Source organism: Brevundimonas sp. MEB006b (assembly GCF_030209705.1).
In the GTDB taxonomy this organism is placed as follows: Bacteria; Pseudomonadota; Alphaproteobacteria; order Caulobacterales; family Caulobacteraceae; genus Brevundimonas.
The window spans coordinates 191,760-205,722 of sequence record NZ_JARVRL010000005.1 but is presented as its reverse complement, the minus strand read 5'-3'; the positions used below and the strand labels follow the sequence as shown (position 1 = coordinate 205,722).

14 protein-coding genes are annotated in these 13,963 nt (G+C 65.9%); 4 read left to right on the top strand and 10 right to left on the bottom strand.

Translation table 11 applies throughout. The features are described from left to right. Positions 1–4: 4 nt before the first annotated feature. Positions 5–967: a lipoyl synthase gene (lipA, locus tag QRN13_RS07360; RefSeq protein ID WP_284877418.1), complete on the bottom strand. Its 963-nt coding sequence runs from the start codon at positions 965–967 to the stop codon at positions 5–7. Positions 968–1,150: 183 nt separating this feature from the next. Here lipA and QRN13_RS07355 point away from each other — a divergent pair, with 183 nt between their 5' ends. Then, entirely contained in the window at positions 1,151–2,704 is a 1,554-nt protein-coding gene (locus QRN13_RS07355; RefSeq protein WP_284877417.1) for an AMP-binding protein, read from the top strand. On the opposite strand, the gene ygiD is transcribed toward QRN13_RS07355, so the two are convergent. The 4 genes from ygiD to QRN13_RS07335 all read right to left on the bottom strand — a co-directional run bounded on the left by ygiD (position 2,705) and on the right by QRN13_RS07335 (position 5,460). Continuing rightward, positions 2,705–3,463 carry a 4,5-DOPA-extradiol-dioxygenase gene (gene ygiD / locus QRN13_RS07350; protein ID WP_174085047.1) on the bottom strand — a complete coding sequence of 253 codons (759 nt, stop codon included), beginning with the start codon at positions 3,461–3,463 and terminating at the stop codon, positions 2,705–2,707. A gap of 4 nt (positions 3,464–3,467) precedes the next feature. Next, entirely contained in the window at positions 3,468–4,070 is a 603-nt protein-coding gene (gene wrbA, locus QRN13_RS07345) for an NAD(P)H:quinone oxidoreductase (protein ID WP_055805062.1), read from the bottom strand. 98 nt (positions 4,071–4,168) lie between these two features. Then, entirely contained in the window at positions 4,169–4,627 is a 459-nt protein-coding gene (locus QRN13_RS07340) for a hypothetical protein (protein WP_174085046.1), read from the bottom strand. Then, the gene (locus QRN13_RS07335; RefSeq protein ID WP_284877416.1) at positions 4,603–5,460 is read right to left on the bottom strand and encodes a D-alanyl-D-alanine carboxypeptidase family protein; all 858 of its coding nucleotides are present in this window, start codon (positions 5,458–5,460) and stop codon (positions 4,603–4,605) included. The genes QRN13_RS07340 and QRN13_RS07335 overlap by 25 nt, the downstream gene beginning before the upstream one ends. A gap of 105 nt (positions 5,461–5,565) precedes the next feature. Here QRN13_RS07335 and QRN13_RS07330 point away from each other — a divergent pair, with 105 nt between their 5' ends. From QRN13_RS07330 to QRN13_RS07320, 3 genes are read left to right on the top strand one after another with little or no spacing between them, the layout of a single operon-like run. Beyond that, the gene (locus QRN13_RS07330; RefSeq protein ID WP_284877415.1) at positions 5,566–6,927 is read left to right on the top strand and encodes an MFS transporter; all 1,362 of its coding nucleotides are present in this window, start codon (positions 5,566–5,568) and stop codon (positions 6,925–6,927) included. Then, positions 6,924–7,718 carry a nucleoside triphosphate pyrophosphohydrolase gene (gene mazG / locus QRN13_RS07325; protein WP_284877414.1) on the top strand — a complete coding sequence of 265 codons (795 nt, stop codon included), beginning with the start codon at positions 6,924–6,926 and terminating at the stop codon, positions 7,716–7,718. Before QRN13_RS07330 ends, mazG begins: the two co-directional genes overlap by 4 nt. 11 nt (positions 7,719–7,729) lie before the next feature. Then, complete coding sequence (locus tag QRN13_RS07320; RefSeq protein WP_284877413.1) at positions 7,730–8,392, top strand: HAD family hydrolase; 663 nt, start codon at positions 7,730–7,732, stop codon at positions 8,390–8,392. Here the strand turns inward: QRN13_RS07320 and QRN13_RS07315 are convergent. From QRN13_RS07315 to ntrX, 5 genes are all read right to left on the bottom strand, one after another. Beyond that, positions 8,383–10,020 (bottom strand): Na+/H+ antiporter, encoded by a 1,638-nt coding sequence (locus QRN13_RS07315; protein WP_284877412.1) that lies wholly within the window; start codon positions 10,018–10,020, stop codon positions 8,383–8,385. The genes QRN13_RS07320 and QRN13_RS07315 overlap by 10 nt on opposite strands. A 6-nt stretch (positions 10,021–10,026) precedes the next feature. Further along, positions 10,027–11,340 carry a GTPase HflX gene (hflX, locus tag QRN13_RS07310; RefSeq protein WP_055753767.1) on the bottom strand — a complete coding sequence of 438 codons (1,314 nt, stop codon included), beginning with the start codon at positions 11,338–11,340 and terminating at the stop codon, positions 10,027–10,029. Beyond that, positions 11,341–11,586, bottom strand: coding sequence for an RNA chaperone Hfq (gene hfq, locus QRN13_RS07305; RefSeq protein WP_003164861.1), 246 nt, complete (start codon positions 11,584–11,586; stop codon positions 11,341–11,343). 101 nt (positions 11,587–11,687) lie between these two features. After that, a complete protein-coding gene (locus QRN13_RS07300; protein ID WP_284877411.1) occupies positions 11,688–12,548 on the bottom strand; it encodes a D-amino-acid transaminase in 861 nt (286 codons plus the stop codon). Then, positions 12,548–13,954 (bottom strand): nitrogen assimilation response regulator NtrX, encoded by a 1,407-nt coding sequence (gene ntrX, locus QRN13_RS07295; protein WP_284877410.1) that lies wholly within the window; start codon positions 13,952–13,954, stop codon positions 12,548–12,550. The genes QRN13_RS07300 and ntrX overlap by 1 nt, the downstream gene beginning before the upstream one ends. Between the last annotated feature and the right edge of the window lie 9 nt (positions 13,955–13,963).

Below are 13,963 nucleotides of genomic sequence, written 5' to 3'. Positions count from 1 at the left end.
GGACTTAACGGCGCAGCTGCGCCTCGCGCGCCGCCTTCAGCCGGGCGAAGTCGTCGCCGGCGTGGTGCGACGAACGCGTCAGCGGGCTGGACGACACCATCAGGAAGCCCTTGGCCCGGGCGATCGCTTCATAGGCCTTGAACTCTTCCGGCGTGACGAACCGATCGATGGCGGCGTGCTTGCGCGTGGGCTGGAGATATTGGCCGATGGTGATGAAATCGACGCCGGCGGACCGCATGTCGTCCATCACCTGCATGACCTCTTCCTTGGTCTCGCCCAGGCCGACCATGATGCCGGACTTGGTGAACTGCTCCGGGTCGCGCTCCTTGACCATCTGCAACAGGCGCAGGCTGTGGAAGTAGCGGGCACCGGGCCGGATCTTCAGATACAGGCGCGGCACGGTTTCGAGGTTGTGATTGAAGACGTCAGGCTTGGCGTCGATCATCACCGCCGCCGCGCCGTCCTTCCTCAGGAAGTCGGGCGTCAGGATCTCGATGGTGGTGTCCGGCGCCTGGATGCGGATTTGGCGCACCACTTCGGCGAAGTGGGCCGCACCGCCGTCGGCCACATCGTCGCGATCGACCGAGGTGATGACGACGTGGTTCAGCCCCATTTGCTGGACGGCCAGGCCCACCTTGCCCGGCTCTTCCGGATCCAGCGGCTGAGGCAAGCCCGTCTTGACGTTGCAGAAGGCGCAGGCCCGCGTGCAGGTGTCGCCCATGATCATCAGGGTGGCATGCTTCTGGCTCCAGCACTCGCCGATGTTCGGGCAGGCCGCCTCTTCACACACCGTCACCAGCCCCTTGGAGCGAACGATCTCCTTGGTGGCGTTGTATTGACCAGAGCCCGGCGCCTTGACCCGCAGCCAGTCAGGCTTTTTTAGAACGACCGACTCGGGCCGGTTCTGCTTTTCGGGGTGGCGCAGCTCGGACGGCTTACGCTGAAGGGTGTCGATCAGGGTGACCATGGCCGGTATTTCGGACTTTGAGGCCGTTTAGGCAAGGCACACCGGGTAACAGACTTGCCGCAGGCGTGATCGCGCATCGGAACTCACGCGACGTTACGCATCTTTTCAAGATGACGCGGCGTCATTAATGACAGTCGCCCGAACAACAGAGAGGGCCGCCCGCGTCCTCCGTAGGAGACGCGCTTGCGCCAGGCCCTGGATCCCTCGCTTTACGACTCGACCCTGATCGACGCCCTGATCGATGCGCGGGCGCGGTTCGGCGACAAGGAAATTCTGGAGGATCAGGATCGCCATCCCCTCACCTACACCGGCCTGATCCGCGCCGCCTTCGTGCTGGGCCGCAAGATCGCCCACATGACCGATCTGGGCGAGCGGGTCGCCATCCTGCTGCCGTCGTCCATGGGCGTCGTCGTCACCTTCTTTGGTTTGCACGCCCACGGCCGCGTGCCGGTCATGCTGAACTTCACCGCCGGCGAGGCCAATCTGAAGGCCGCCATCCTGGCCTCGGGCGTCAAGAAGGTCCTGACCGCCAAACGCTTCATCGACCAGGCCAAGCTGGACGACCTGATCGTCGAGTTGAAGACCGTCGCCGAAGTCGTCTGGCTGGACGACGTTCGCAAGACCATCGGCTTGGCCGACAAGCTCTACGGCCTCGCCGCCGGCGCGGCGCCCAAGCGGTTCCGCGTGAAGACGGATCCGGATGCGCCGGGCGTTGTCCTGTTCACCTCCGGCAGCTTCGGCACGCCCAAGGGCGTGGTGCTGAGCCAGAAGAACCTCGTCGCCAATGCGCGTCAGGTGGCGGCCCACATCGACCTGCGGCCGGAATGGGTGATGTTCAATCCCCTGCCGACCTTCCACTGTTTCGGCCTGACCGGCGGGGTCATCCTGCCGCTGCTGCAAGGGCTGAAGGCCTTCCAGTATCCGTCGCCGCTGCACGCCAAACAGATCACCGACCTGCTGCCCCAGGTGAACGCCTCGATCCTGTTCGCGACCGACACCTTCCTGAACCAGTATGGCCGTGTCGCCGAGCCGAACGACTTCTCGACGCTGAAGTTCGTGGTCGCGGGCGCCGAGAAGGTGCGCGAGGAAACCCGTACCCTGTTCAACACCAAGTTCGGCGGCGTCGAACTGCTGGAAGGCTATGGCGCTACCGAGGCCTCGCCTGTGATCGCCGTCAACCATCCTGACCGAAACGCGCCCGGCACGGTCGGTCAGGTCCTGCCCGGTATCGACTGGAAGCTTGAGCCGGTCGAGGGCATCGACGCGGGCGGACGGCTGATGCTGCGCGGCCCCAACGTCATGAGCGGCTATGTCACCTCGGCCGAGCCCTTGCAGTGGGATCCGATCGGCGACGACTGGCTGGACACCGGCGATATCGTCGATGTGACCGAAGACGGCTATGTCACCATCCGCGGCCGCGCCAAGCGCTTCGCCAAGATCGGTGGCGAGATGGTTTCACTGACCGCCGTCGAAGGGATCGCCGGCGCCGTCTGGCCGGATCAGCGCCACGCCGTCGTGTCCATCCCCGACAGCCGCAAGGGCGAGAAACTGGTGCTCGTCACTGACCACGCAGACGCCGAGGTCGCGCCCCTGACTGAATGGGCGCGAACCAATGGCGCGCCCGAACTGATCGTGCCGAAAAAGATCGTCAAGGTCGCCGAAGTGCCGGTCCTGGGCACCGGCAAGACCGACTATGTGTCCATTCAGAAGATGGTTGAGGCCGAGAAGGCGGCTTGATCAGCCGATCCGGACGCCTGTCATCGAGATCGAGCCGCCGTCGATACGGTCGTTGAAGAAGCTGACCGCCTCGCCCGGCTCCTGCTGGGCGGCGATATAAAGCACCGGCAGGAAATGCTCGTCGGTCGGCACGCTTAGCTGCGCGTCCTCGGCCAGACCCACCCAATCGATCAGGGCCTCATGGTCGCTCCGTTCGAACGCCGTCTTCACCGCCTCGTTGAAGCCGGTCGCCCAGGCGTAGGGTTCGGCGCCGTCCTCGCGTTTCCAGGTCCGCAGATTGTGGACGAAGTCGCCCGAGCCAGCGATGACGATCCCTTCATCGCGCAGAGGCTTCAGCGCCTTGGCCAGATCGTAATGCTGACGCGCCGTCAGCTCGCGGTTCAGCGACAGTTGCACGACCGGCACGTCGGCCTCGGGCCACACATGGCACAGCACCGACCAAGTCCCGTGATCCAGGCCCCACCCTTGCGTCTGGACGGCCCCGGTCAGCGCCGACACCCGCGCCGCCAAGGCGGGCGACCCGGGCGCCGGATACTGCATCTGATGAAGTTCGCGCGGAAAGTTGCCGAAGTCATGGATGGTCTCGGGCCTCTCCTGCGCGGTGACGCCCAGCCCGCGTGTCTCCCAGTGGGCGGAGATCATCACCGCACCCTTGGGCTTACCGATCGCTTCGCCCAGCGCGCGCCAGGCCGCCCCGTAGGGACCGCCGAGCGCGTTCATAGGCGAACCGTGACCGAAGAAGACGGCGGGCTGGCGCATCGGATCAGCCGTGCAGCTTCTTGGCCAGCTCGGCGATATGCTTGCCCTGGAACCGGGCGCCGTCCAGCTCGACGTCGCTAGGCTGACGCGAGCCGTCGCCGCCAGTGATCGTCGATGCGCCATAGGGCGAGCCGCCGTGGATGGCGTCCAGCGTCATCTGTCCCTGGAAGGAATAGGGCAAACCCACGACCGGCATGCCGTGGTGCATGAAGAAGTTGTGCAGGCCCTGGAAGGTCGTCTCCTGACCGCCGTGCTGTGTCGCCGTCGCGGTAAACGCCCCGCCAACCTTGCCGATAAGGGCGCCCGAGAACCACAGGCCGCCGGCCTGATCCAGGAAGGCACGCATCTGCGACGCGGCCGAACCGAAGCGGGTGCCGGCGCCGATGATGATGGCGTCGTAGTCCTTCAGATCGTCGATCTTGGCGATCGGCGCCTTCTGATCCAGCTTGTAGTGCGAGGCCTTGGCCAGCTCTTCTGGCACGGTTTCCGGCACGCGCTTGATGTCCACGACAGCGCCTTCGACCTCGCGCGCGCCTTCGGCGACCGCCTCGGCCATGGTTTCCAGGTGACCATAGGTCGAGTGATAGAGGACGAGGACTTTCGGCATCGGGGAGGCTCCGTTGAATGACAAGGGTCGCCATTCGCAACAACGACCGTTGCTAACTTGGCGCGCTGCCGGTCCTTCCGCAAGTCCCCGACATCAAATCACGTCTCGAATGGACAGACAGTGTCGTAAAAAGTCCTGTCGCCTGGCGTGGGGCGACCGCGGCGACAATGGAAACGGTGCTCCATCACCATCGCCTGCTGCTCGATGTTCAACGCGTCCCACCGGCAGGTCGGTTCCACGCGGTAGGCGTATGAGGCGGAGGTGTCCCCAGCTTTCAGCTTAGCAAACAGCAGATTGACGCCCTGCTGGGCCTGCCAGACGTGCGTCAGTTCATGGATCAGGATGCCCTGCATCCGCACAGGTGCCGCCGCGAAGTCTGAGACGAGCTGCGCTTGCGGCCACACTATCCAGTCTCGCCCGAACCAGCGTCCAGCCACAAAGGCACGGCGGAACGGCCAACCGATCAAACGGACGGGCGCCAAGTCGATCGCGGCGCCGAACGCCTCTCGCGCCAGCGCTTTCTCAGCTTCGGTCAGGGCGCGAACGAAGGATCCCAAGGCTTCACATACTCCCAGTGCCACGGCTCATAGACATAGGGCACAAAGCCGAAACGCCCAGCGTTCGTCGCCAGCCAGCGATAGGTCGCCGACCGCGCCATATATTCGCGACTGGCCGGGGTGGTGGAATCGACACCCAGACCCGGCGCTTGGCCGACGTAAAGATCGACCGCCGTGCCCGTCCGATGCGGCGAACAGACGGCACGACGCAGGCCGTCGCAGTTGCCCTGCTGCGCACAGCGCGCCGCGTCCGCCTCGGGATCGCGGAAGCCGGAGAAAATCTGCAGCAGTTCGGGATCGGCCCCCACCTCCGGAACCTCCGCTCGCGCGGCGGCGACCAGCCGGCGATAGGCGTCCAGCACATCGCGGCGCAGCAACCGCGTCAGTCGGTCGGCGTGTTCCTCCTCGGTGACCAGATAACCCAGTTGGTTGATCGGCGGCGGCTCGGGACAAGCGCCGCCGACCCGCGCCATCACGAACGGCCGCCGCTCCTGCCACAGCCCTCTGAACACCTGAAATGTCGCTGCGTCGAACAGGCCGGTGGGCGCCAGGCCGTGCGTCTGCTGGAACCCCGCCAGTTGCGACGCGAAGATCGGCGTGCCGGGCCCGCAGGCCGTATGCAGTTCGCGCTGGATCAGCGGCAGATAGGCCTGCCACCCCCACTCCGCCGCCCCGAACGGCGCCCATTCCATGCCGTAGGCCGACGCAGCGTTCGCCAGTCCCTGCGCCTGCCAACCGTCGGCGTTGGTGTGGCAGGGTCCGGCCGCACGCGCGCCGCCGGCAAACGTCAGAACGAAGCAAACGGACAGGAACGCAAAAAGGCTTCGCCACATGGACCACAGGAAGCCTTAAGCCGGTCGATCTCACAAGTGCATGCGTCACCGATCGCTGGCATGGTGGCGCGCGGCCGACTCGCGCCGCGCCTCTCGGACCGACGCATGTCCACCGCCGCGCCGACCGCGCCCCGCCGTTCCAACGCCGTGCTCGCGGCCTTTTCCGGCCCTTGCCTACCGTTGGCGGCCTTTGGCGTCGCCCTGCCCGTCACCCTGCCGGAGTTCTACGCCACCTATGTTGGCTTGGAATTGGGGGTCGTGGCGGCGGTCTTTATGGCCGTGCGTCTGATCGACATCGTCTTCGACCCCTTCATCGGCTGGGGCATGGACAAGACCAGGACGCGGTTCGGCCGCTATCGCCCGTGGATGGCGATCTCGACGCCGATCCTGATGCTGTCGGCCTTCATGATGTTCGTTGTGGTCCAGCCCGGCGCCGGACCGGCCTATCTTTTTGGCTGGCTGTTGGTCCTCTATCTCGGCTTTTCCATCGGCACACTGGGCCAACTCGGCTGGGCCGCCGTGCTCGCGCCTCAGTATGATCAGCGCAGTCGGGTCTATGGCTGGTGGCAGGTGTTCAACATCATCGGCGTGATCCTGATCCTGGTGCTGCCGACCGTGGTGGTTCAGACGGGCATCGGGAACTATGCCGACGGCGTGCGGATCATGGGCTGGGCCATCCTGATCGCCCTGCCCGTCACCATCGGCCTGGCCATGGTCGCCGTGCCGGAGCCCTTCAACGCGGGTGACCAGCCGCATGGGGGCGCCAGCGCCTATTTGGCCCTGGTGAAGATGCCCACGGTCCGGAAGCTCTTGATCGCCGACCTGCTGCTGGGGGTCGCGCCAGGCATCACGGGTTCGCTGCTGTTCTTCTTCTTTGGACAGATCAAGGGTTACGACCACAGCCAGGCCGGGCTGTTCATGCTGTTCTATTTCGTCGCGGGCCTGTGCGGCGCACCGATCTGGGCCTGGCTGGCCACGCGGATCGGCAAGGATAAGGCCCTGGCTGTCGCCAGCCTGATCTTCGCGGCCCTCTATATCGCCGCCACCCTGGTTCCCGGCGGCAACTTCATGTTGACGGCAGGCGCCATGTTCGTCGCCGGCCTGCCCTATGCGGCCGGCCTGTTCCTGTTGCGCGCCATGATGGCGGACGCCGGTGACGAGGTGCGGCTGGAGACCGGTGTGGATCGCACCGGACTGATGTTCTCCATCCTGTCCGCGACGACCAAGATCGGTCATGTGGTCGCGCTGATTCCGTACCTGATCCTGCAAGTCGTGGGCTTCAAGGCCGTGCCGGGGCCGATGGGCAACAGCGACTTTTCCCTGCTGACGCTCCAGATTCTGTTCATTCTGGTCCCCGGCCTGCTGCTGGCCGCCGCCGCCTGGGTGCTGAAGGGCTATCCCCTGACGCCGAAGCGGCACGATGAAATCCGCCTCGCCCTGGAAGCCCGCGACGGAGCCCGCCGTTGAGACCCATCGACCGCCTGCTCGGCGTCATGGAGCGGCTGAGAGACCCGGACGGCGGCTGCCCCTGGGACGTGGAGCAGACCTTCGCCACCATCGCCCCCTATACGATCGAGGAGGCCTATGAGGTCGCCGACGCCATCGAGCGCAACGATCTCGTTGAGCTGAAGGGCGAGCTTGGCGACCTGCTGTTTCAGGTGGTCTTCCACGCCCGCATGGCCGAGGAACAGGGGCTGTTCGCTTTCGACGACGTGGTCACGGCCATCGCCGACAAGCTGGAGCGCCGCCACCCCCATGTCTTCGGTGACGAGGCGAAGCGCTCCTCGAAGGAACAGATCGTCGCCTGGGAAGCCATAAAGGCCGCCGAGCGAAAGGACCGCAAGAAGCCGGGTGTTCTGGACGATGTGCCGGTCGGCCTGCCCGCCCTGACCCGCGCCGCCAAGCTGACCAAGCGCGCCGGCCGCGTGGGCTTCGACTGGCCTTCCACCGACGAGGTGTTCGACAAGCTGGCCGAAGAGGTCGAGGAATTGCGCGTCGAGATCGCCGCCGGCGACCAGGCCAAGGCGCGCGAAGAGCTGGGCGATCTTCTGTTCGTCGTCGCCAACCTGGCGCGCAAGCTGGACTTCGAACCCGAAGACGCCCTGCGCGCGGCCAACGCGAAGTTCGTGCGTCGCTTCGGCTTCATCGAGGCGGAACTGGCGAAGGACGGCCGTACGCCCGACCAATCGGACCTGGCCGAGATGGACCGCCTCTGGGACGCCGCAAAGGTCGCCGAAAAGGCCGCGCCTGAAACCTGAGCGACCCCCGCGTGACCTACGACCTGATCATCTTCGACTACGACGGCGTGGTCGCCGACAGCGAGGTGCTGAACAGCACCGTCATGGCCGAACAGCTGACCGCCATCGGCCTACCGACCTCGCTCGACGACGTCCTGGCCGCCTATACGGGCAAGCGCTGGCGCGACAATCGGCCGGTCGTCGAGGCGGCTTTGGGTCGTGCCTGCCCTGACGACTTCCACACCACATGGTTTGCGACCTGTCGCCAGCGCGCGCCGCAGCAGCTTGAACCCGTGCCCGGTCTGCTGGACTTCGTCGCCGCCCGACCCGAGCCCCGCTGCATCGCCTCGTCCAGCGGCCCCGACTGGATCGGCGTCGGTCTGGACATATTCGGTCTGACGGATCATTTCGACGGCGCGGTCTTCACCGGCCTGGTGGTCGAGCGCGGCAAGCCCCACCCCGACATCTTCCTGCACGCCGCCGACGCCATGGGCGTCGATCCGGCCCGCGTCCTGGTGATCGAAGACAGCGAGGCGGGCGTCACCGCAGGGGTCGCAGCCGGTATGACGGTCGTGGGGCTGACGGCGGGCGGGCATGTTCGCGACGGCCATGCCGAGCGCCTGACGGCCCGCGGCGCCCACTGCATCGCCGACAGCTATGCGGCCGTCTCCGCTTTCATGGATCGTCAGAGGTAGCGCAGTTCCTGAAGATCGACGTCACGGAACAGTTTCTTGGCCGTCACCTCATCCAACTGACGCGCCCTCATCAATCGACGCAGTTCCTCGCGCTCGGCGGCCAAGCCGGCCAGCCAGAGACGACGCTCGATATCGTCCATCTTTCGCGTGAGGGCGGCGTCTTCCTCGTCCGTGCGGGTGTGGGTCTCGATCCGCTGGCGATAGGTCTCCATGATCCGACCGGCGATGTCGGAATAGAGGTCGGGGTCGGGTTTGCCCTCCGCCATGGCGTGCGAGACGTCTTCAATGGCGCGCAAGGCGGCCGAGGCGGCGGCGACCCGGCCCCGATCCTCTTCCTGCTCATGCGACGGCTCCGGCGGCAGTTCGACGTTCTTCAGGAGTCTAGGCAAGGCGAAGGTCGCCAGCACCAGCGACACCACGATCACCCCCGCCGCCAGGAAGATCGCGAGGTTCCGCGACGGCATCGGCGATCCGTCGCCCAAGGCGAACGGCAGGGTCAGAATACCCGCCAGAGTGATCGCCCCCCGCACGCCCGCCAGAGACATCACCATGGTCAGCCGCAGACCGACCTTGGCCGGCGGACCGCGATGGCGGCGGCGAAACAGGGTCAGCTTCAGCGAGGTCCAAACCCAGACGAACCGCAGCGCCGCCAGGGTGGCGACGATGCCGAACACATAGACCGCCAGCCACCAGACCTCGGGCCGGCTGGTGCCCGCCACCACCTCGGCCGCGCGCGACATGATCGAGGGCATCTGTTCGCCCAAGATCACGAAGATGATGCCGTTGGCGACGAACTGAACCGTGTCCCACACGACGCTGCGCCGGATCCGCGTCATCGCCATCGACTGGCCGGCGATGCCTCCGCGTTCGGTGAAGCTCATCGTCACCCCGGCCGCGACCGCCGCCAGGATGCCCGACGCATGCAGCTCTTCCGCCACCAGATAGGCCGCGAACGGGATCAGCAGGCTGACCAGAATCTGCGCGCCCACGTCCTCGCCCCAGCGTCGGCTGACGAAGCTCTTGGCGTAGCTGATGGCCATAGTGACCAGAACGCCGACGGCGACCCCGACCAGAGCCAGCCAAGCGAACGTCCCCACCGCGTGGCCGATCGAAAACGCCCCCGTCGTCGCGGCGGCGACCGCGATCCGCATGCAGGTCAGGCCCGTCGCATCGTTCAACAGCGACTCGCCTTCCAGAATGTGCATCAGGCGCTTAGGGATCGGCGCTCGCGCCGCGATCGCCTGAACCGCGATGGGATCGGTCGGCGACAGGATGGCGGCCAGGGCGAAAGCCACCGGCAGCGGCATCTCCGGGATCATCCACCAGATCAGGAAACCCAGACCGACGACGGTGAACAGCACCAGTCCCAGCGCCAGCTCAAGGATGACCGCCCGGTCGCGAAACAGATCCTCCTTGGGAATTCTCCAGCCGTCCAGAAACAGCAGCGGCGGCAGGAACAGCAGAAAGAAGATGTCCGGCTCAAGATCGACCGTCTTGCCCGTGATCAGCACGATGGCGGCGCCCAGCCCGATCTGAACCAAAGGCAAGGCGATGCGCGTGATCCGCGCGATCGAACCCGACACCACCACGGCCAACAGCAGAAGCAGGACGGTTTCGATCAGATGCATGAAAACTCAGTCGGTCAGGTCGGGATACAGGCGCTCGAATCGCCCGAGCGCCGCAGGGTGCAGCCGGACCGTGACGTGAGTACGGCCAAGCTCGTCCGCATCGCGCGACGTGACCCGCCCATGTTCGTACAGCCACGCCAGGGCCTCGCCCTGATGCGGTTCGAGCGTCAGCTGAGTCTCGGGATCGTCGTCGATCAGGCCGGCAATGATCTGGCGCAGAGGCTCGATCCCCTCCCCCGTCCAGGCTGAGACGGCGACCGCCTCACCGTCCTTCGCCAACCGTTCGGCCTGACCCAGCACAGTCTCGCGCGCCTCGTCGTCCAGCAGGTCGATCTTGTTCCAGACCTCCAGCACCCGGCGCGTCTTGCCCTCTGGCGTCTCGATCTGTTTCAGCACGGCCTCGACGTCCTTGGCCTGGGCCGCGCTGTCGGGCGAGGCGATGTCGCGGACGTGCAGGATCAGATCGGCCTCGCCGACCTCCTCCAGGGTCGCGCGGAAGCTCTCGACCAGTTCGTGGGGCAGGTCGGAGATGAAGCCGACCGTATCCGCCACGATGGCCGGTCGCCCTTGCGGCAGCCGGATGGTGCGCTGAGTCGTGTCCAGAGTGGCGAACAACAGGTCCTTGGCGAAGACCTCCGACCCCGTCAGTCGGTTGAACAGCGTCGACTTGCCGGCATTGGTGTAGCCGACCAGGGCGATCGTCGGGAACGGCGCCTTCTGACGCTGCTTGCGGTGCAGGCCGCGCGTGCGTCGCACCTCTTCCAACTCGGACTTCAGCCTGACGATGCGGTCGGCGATCAGACGCCGGTCCAGCTCGATCTGGGTTTCGCCGGGCCCACCGGTCGAACCGGTGCCGCCCCGTTGCCGCTCAAGGTGGGTCCAGGTCCGCACCAGCCGCGACCGCTCATAATCCAGTCGCGCCAGTTCGACCTGAAGCCGCCCCTCCTTGGTCCGCGCGCGACGGCCGAAGATTTCCAGGATCAGGCCGGTGCGGTCGATGACCTTCACCTCCCACGCCTTTTCCAGATTGCGCTGCTGCACCGGCGTCAGGGCGTCGTCGATGATAACAGCCTCGGCGTCTGCGGCGCGCACGAGCGCGGCCAGTTCCTCGACCTTGCCCGTGCCGAACAGGGTCGCTGGCGTGGTGCTGCGCAGCCGCACGATCTCTTCGGCGCGCACGTCGAGGTCCAGCGCGCGGGCAAGGCCCGCCGCCTCCTCAAGCCGTTCGCTCGCCAGCCGGGGACTGTCCGAGCGTCGGTCGGGGTGAATGACGACCGCCCGGATCAGCGGGACGGTGTGGTCGATCAGTTTTTGGGTCAATCAGTCTTCTTCGGCGTCGGGCTCGTACAGCTGCACGGGCGCGGACGGCATGATGGTTGAGATGGCGTGTTTGTACACCAGCTGGGACTGGCCATCGCGGCGCAGCAAAACACAGAAGTTGTCGAACCAGGTCACGATGCCCTGCAACTTGACCCCATTGACCAGGAAGATGGTCAGCGGCGTCTTGGTCTTGCGGACCGAGTTGAGGAAGGTGTCCTGAAGGTTCTGACGTTTGTCTTGCGACATGGCAGGTTTTTCCTGTTCTTCGTTGTTTGTCGCCGTGGGAGCGGCGGGGCCGATGCAGCCGACCGCGACCTTAACCGCCGCCCGGCCGCTCGGGCAACGCCCTAAATGGCCCCTCGACGCGCCTGTTCAAGGTAGAGTTCTCGCAGGCGGGTCGCGACCGGGCCGGGCTGGCCGTCGCCAATCTTCACGCCGTCCAGCGAAACCAGCGGCATGACGAAGGCGCTGGCGGCGGTCACGAACACCTCTCGCGCGCGTTTCGCTTCATCGACCGAGAAGGCGCGTTCTTCCAGTTCGACACCTTCGGCGGCGGCGAGCTCGAGGACCACCGCTCGCGTGACGCCCCGCAGGATATTGGCCTGAACGTCCCGCGTTCTCAGCCTGCCGTCCTCATCCACGATCCACGCATTGGTCGATGCGCCTTCGGTGATCAGACCCATGTCGTCGTACATCAGGCACTCATAGGCCCCGCGCTCGCGCGCCGCCTGTTTGGCCAGCACGTTCGGCAAGAGACCGACAGTCTTGATGTCGCAACGCCCCCAACGAACATCGGGTTGGGTGACGCCGGCTGCGCCGTTTTTCGCCAGTCGCTGATTTCGCGCCGGATCGATCGACTTGGCGGTCACGACCACGCTGGGCGCGATATCGACCGGAAAGCCATGATCGCGCGGCGCCGTGCCGCGCGTGATCTGCAGATAGACCATGCCGTGACGTACGCGATTGCGCCGCACGGTCTCGCGCAGAACAACGCCCAAGGCGCCGACGCTCATCGGAATGTCGATCTTCAGTTCGCTCAGACTGCGGTGCAGGCGGCTCATATGACCTTCGAAATCGGCAAGCCGTCCGTCGAAGACCGACCAGACCTCATAGACCCCGTCCGCGAACTGGAAACCGCGATCCTCGATATGGACCACGGCCTGGCCATGCGCGGCATATGCGCCATTCACATAGGCGACGCGTGACATCAGGCCGGCTCGTCCTCTTCGCCGCCGCGCGCAGGCGAGACGCCCAGCGACTTCAGCTTCCTGTGCAGGGCCGATCGCTCCATGCCGATGAAAGCCGCGGTGCGCGAGATATTGCCGCCGAACCGCATGATCTGCGCCGCCAGATACTCCCGCTCGAAGACCTCGCGCGCCTCCCGCAGCGGCAGGGCGATGGTGCGCTCGCCGCCCAGGTTCGCCGTCCCGCCGTTCGAGGTCGCCACCTCCTGCGGCAGCATGTCGGCGGTGATCGTTTCGGCCGGATCGCCGGTCGCCAGGATCAGCAGCCGCTCGATATTGTTGCGCAGCTGGCGGATGTTGCCGGGCCAAGGATGGACTTGCAGCACCGCCACCGCATCGTCCCCGACGATGCGTTTGGGCAGACCTTGCGAAGCGCTAATCGTGTCGACGAAATATTCGACCAGTTCGGCGATGTCCTCGCGCCGTTCCGACAGCGGCGGGACACGGATCGGCACCACGTTCAGACGGTGGAACAGGTCTTCGCGGAAACGTCCCTCTGCGATCTCGGCCTTCAGATCGCGCGAGGTCGAGGTCACCACGCGGACATCGACCTGAACGTCCTGCTCTCCGCCGACACGTCGGAACCGCTGGTCCACCAGAACGCGCAGGATGCGGCTCTGGCTCTCCCGCGGCATGTCGCTGATTTCGTCCAGGTACAGCGTGCCGTTGTGGGCGCGTTCGAACACGCCGATCTTGCGCGGACGGCCGTCCTGGCCCTCCTCGCCGAACAGTTCGACATCCAGACGTTCCGGCGTCATGCCGGCGGCCGAAATCGCGACGAACTCGGCGCGTGCGCGCGGGCTGGCTTCGTGGATCTGACGCGCCACCAGTTCCTTGCCGGAGCCGGCCGGTCCGGCGATCAAGACCCGACTGTTGGCCTGGGCCACCTTGGCGATGGTGCTGCGCAAGGCCTGCGCAGCCTGTGATCGACCGATCAGACCCGACGGCGTCATGGTCGCCGCGCGCAGGCGGCGGTTCTCGCGCCTCAGCGTCGCAGCCTCAATGGCGCGTTCGACCACGACAACCAGCCGATCCGACTTGAACGGCTTTTCGATGAAGTCATAGGCGCCGCGCTTCAGCGCCGTCACCGCCGTCTCGATGTTGCCGTGACCGGAAATCATCACCACCGGCAGGTCAGGGTCCAGTTCCTTGACCACTTCGAGCAGCTCTAGCCCGTCCAGCCCGCCGCCCTGCATCCAAATGTCCAGGATCGCCAGCGACGGCTTTCGAGCGCGGATCGCGGCCAGGGCCTCGTCGGAGTTGGCGGCCACGCGCACGGCATGGCCCTCGTCCTCAAGCAGGCCGGACACCAGGTCGCGGATGTCGGCCTCGTCGTCGACAACGAGAATGTCGGAACCGGTTGGTCGCATCTTGCCTCG

Excerpts from the sequence above, each read along its gene's own strand:
- lipA (WP_284877418.1), bottom strand. The coding sequence starts at position 967 with ATGGTCACCCTGATCGACACCCTTCAGCGTAAGCCGTCCGAGCTGCGC.
- ygiD (WP_174085047.1), bottom strand. The coding sequence starts at position 3,463 with ATGCGCCAGCCCGCCGTCTTCTTCGGTCACGGTTCGCCTATGAACGCG.
- wrbA (WP_055805062.1), bottom strand. The coding sequence starts at position 4,070 with ATGCCGAAAGTCCTCGTCCTCTATCACTCGACCTATGGTCACCTGGAA.
- QRN13_RS07335 (WP_284877416.1), bottom strand. The coding sequence starts at position 5,460 with ATGTGGCGAAGCCTTTTTGCGTTCCTGTCCGTTTGCTTCGTTCTGACG.
- QRN13_RS07330 (WP_284877415.1), top strand. The coding sequence starts at position 5,566 with ATGTCCACCGCCGCGCCGACCGCGCCCCGCCGTTCCAACGCCGTGCTC.
- QRN13_RS07315 (WP_284877412.1), bottom strand. The coding sequence starts at position 10,020 with ATGCATCTGATCGAAACCGTCCTGCTTCTGCTGTTGGCCGTGGTGGTG.
- hfq (WP_003164861.1), bottom strand. The coding sequence starts at position 11,586 with ATGTCGCAAGACAAACGTCAGAACCTTCAGGACACCTTCCTCAACTCG.
- QRN13_RS07300 (WP_284877411.1), bottom strand. The coding sequence starts at position 12,548 with ATGTCACGCGTCGCCTATGTGAATGGCGCATATGCCGCGCATGGCCAG.
- ntrX (WP_284877410.1), bottom strand. The coding sequence starts at position 13,954 with ATGCGACCAACCGGTTCCGACATTCTCGTTGTCGACGACGAGGCCGAC.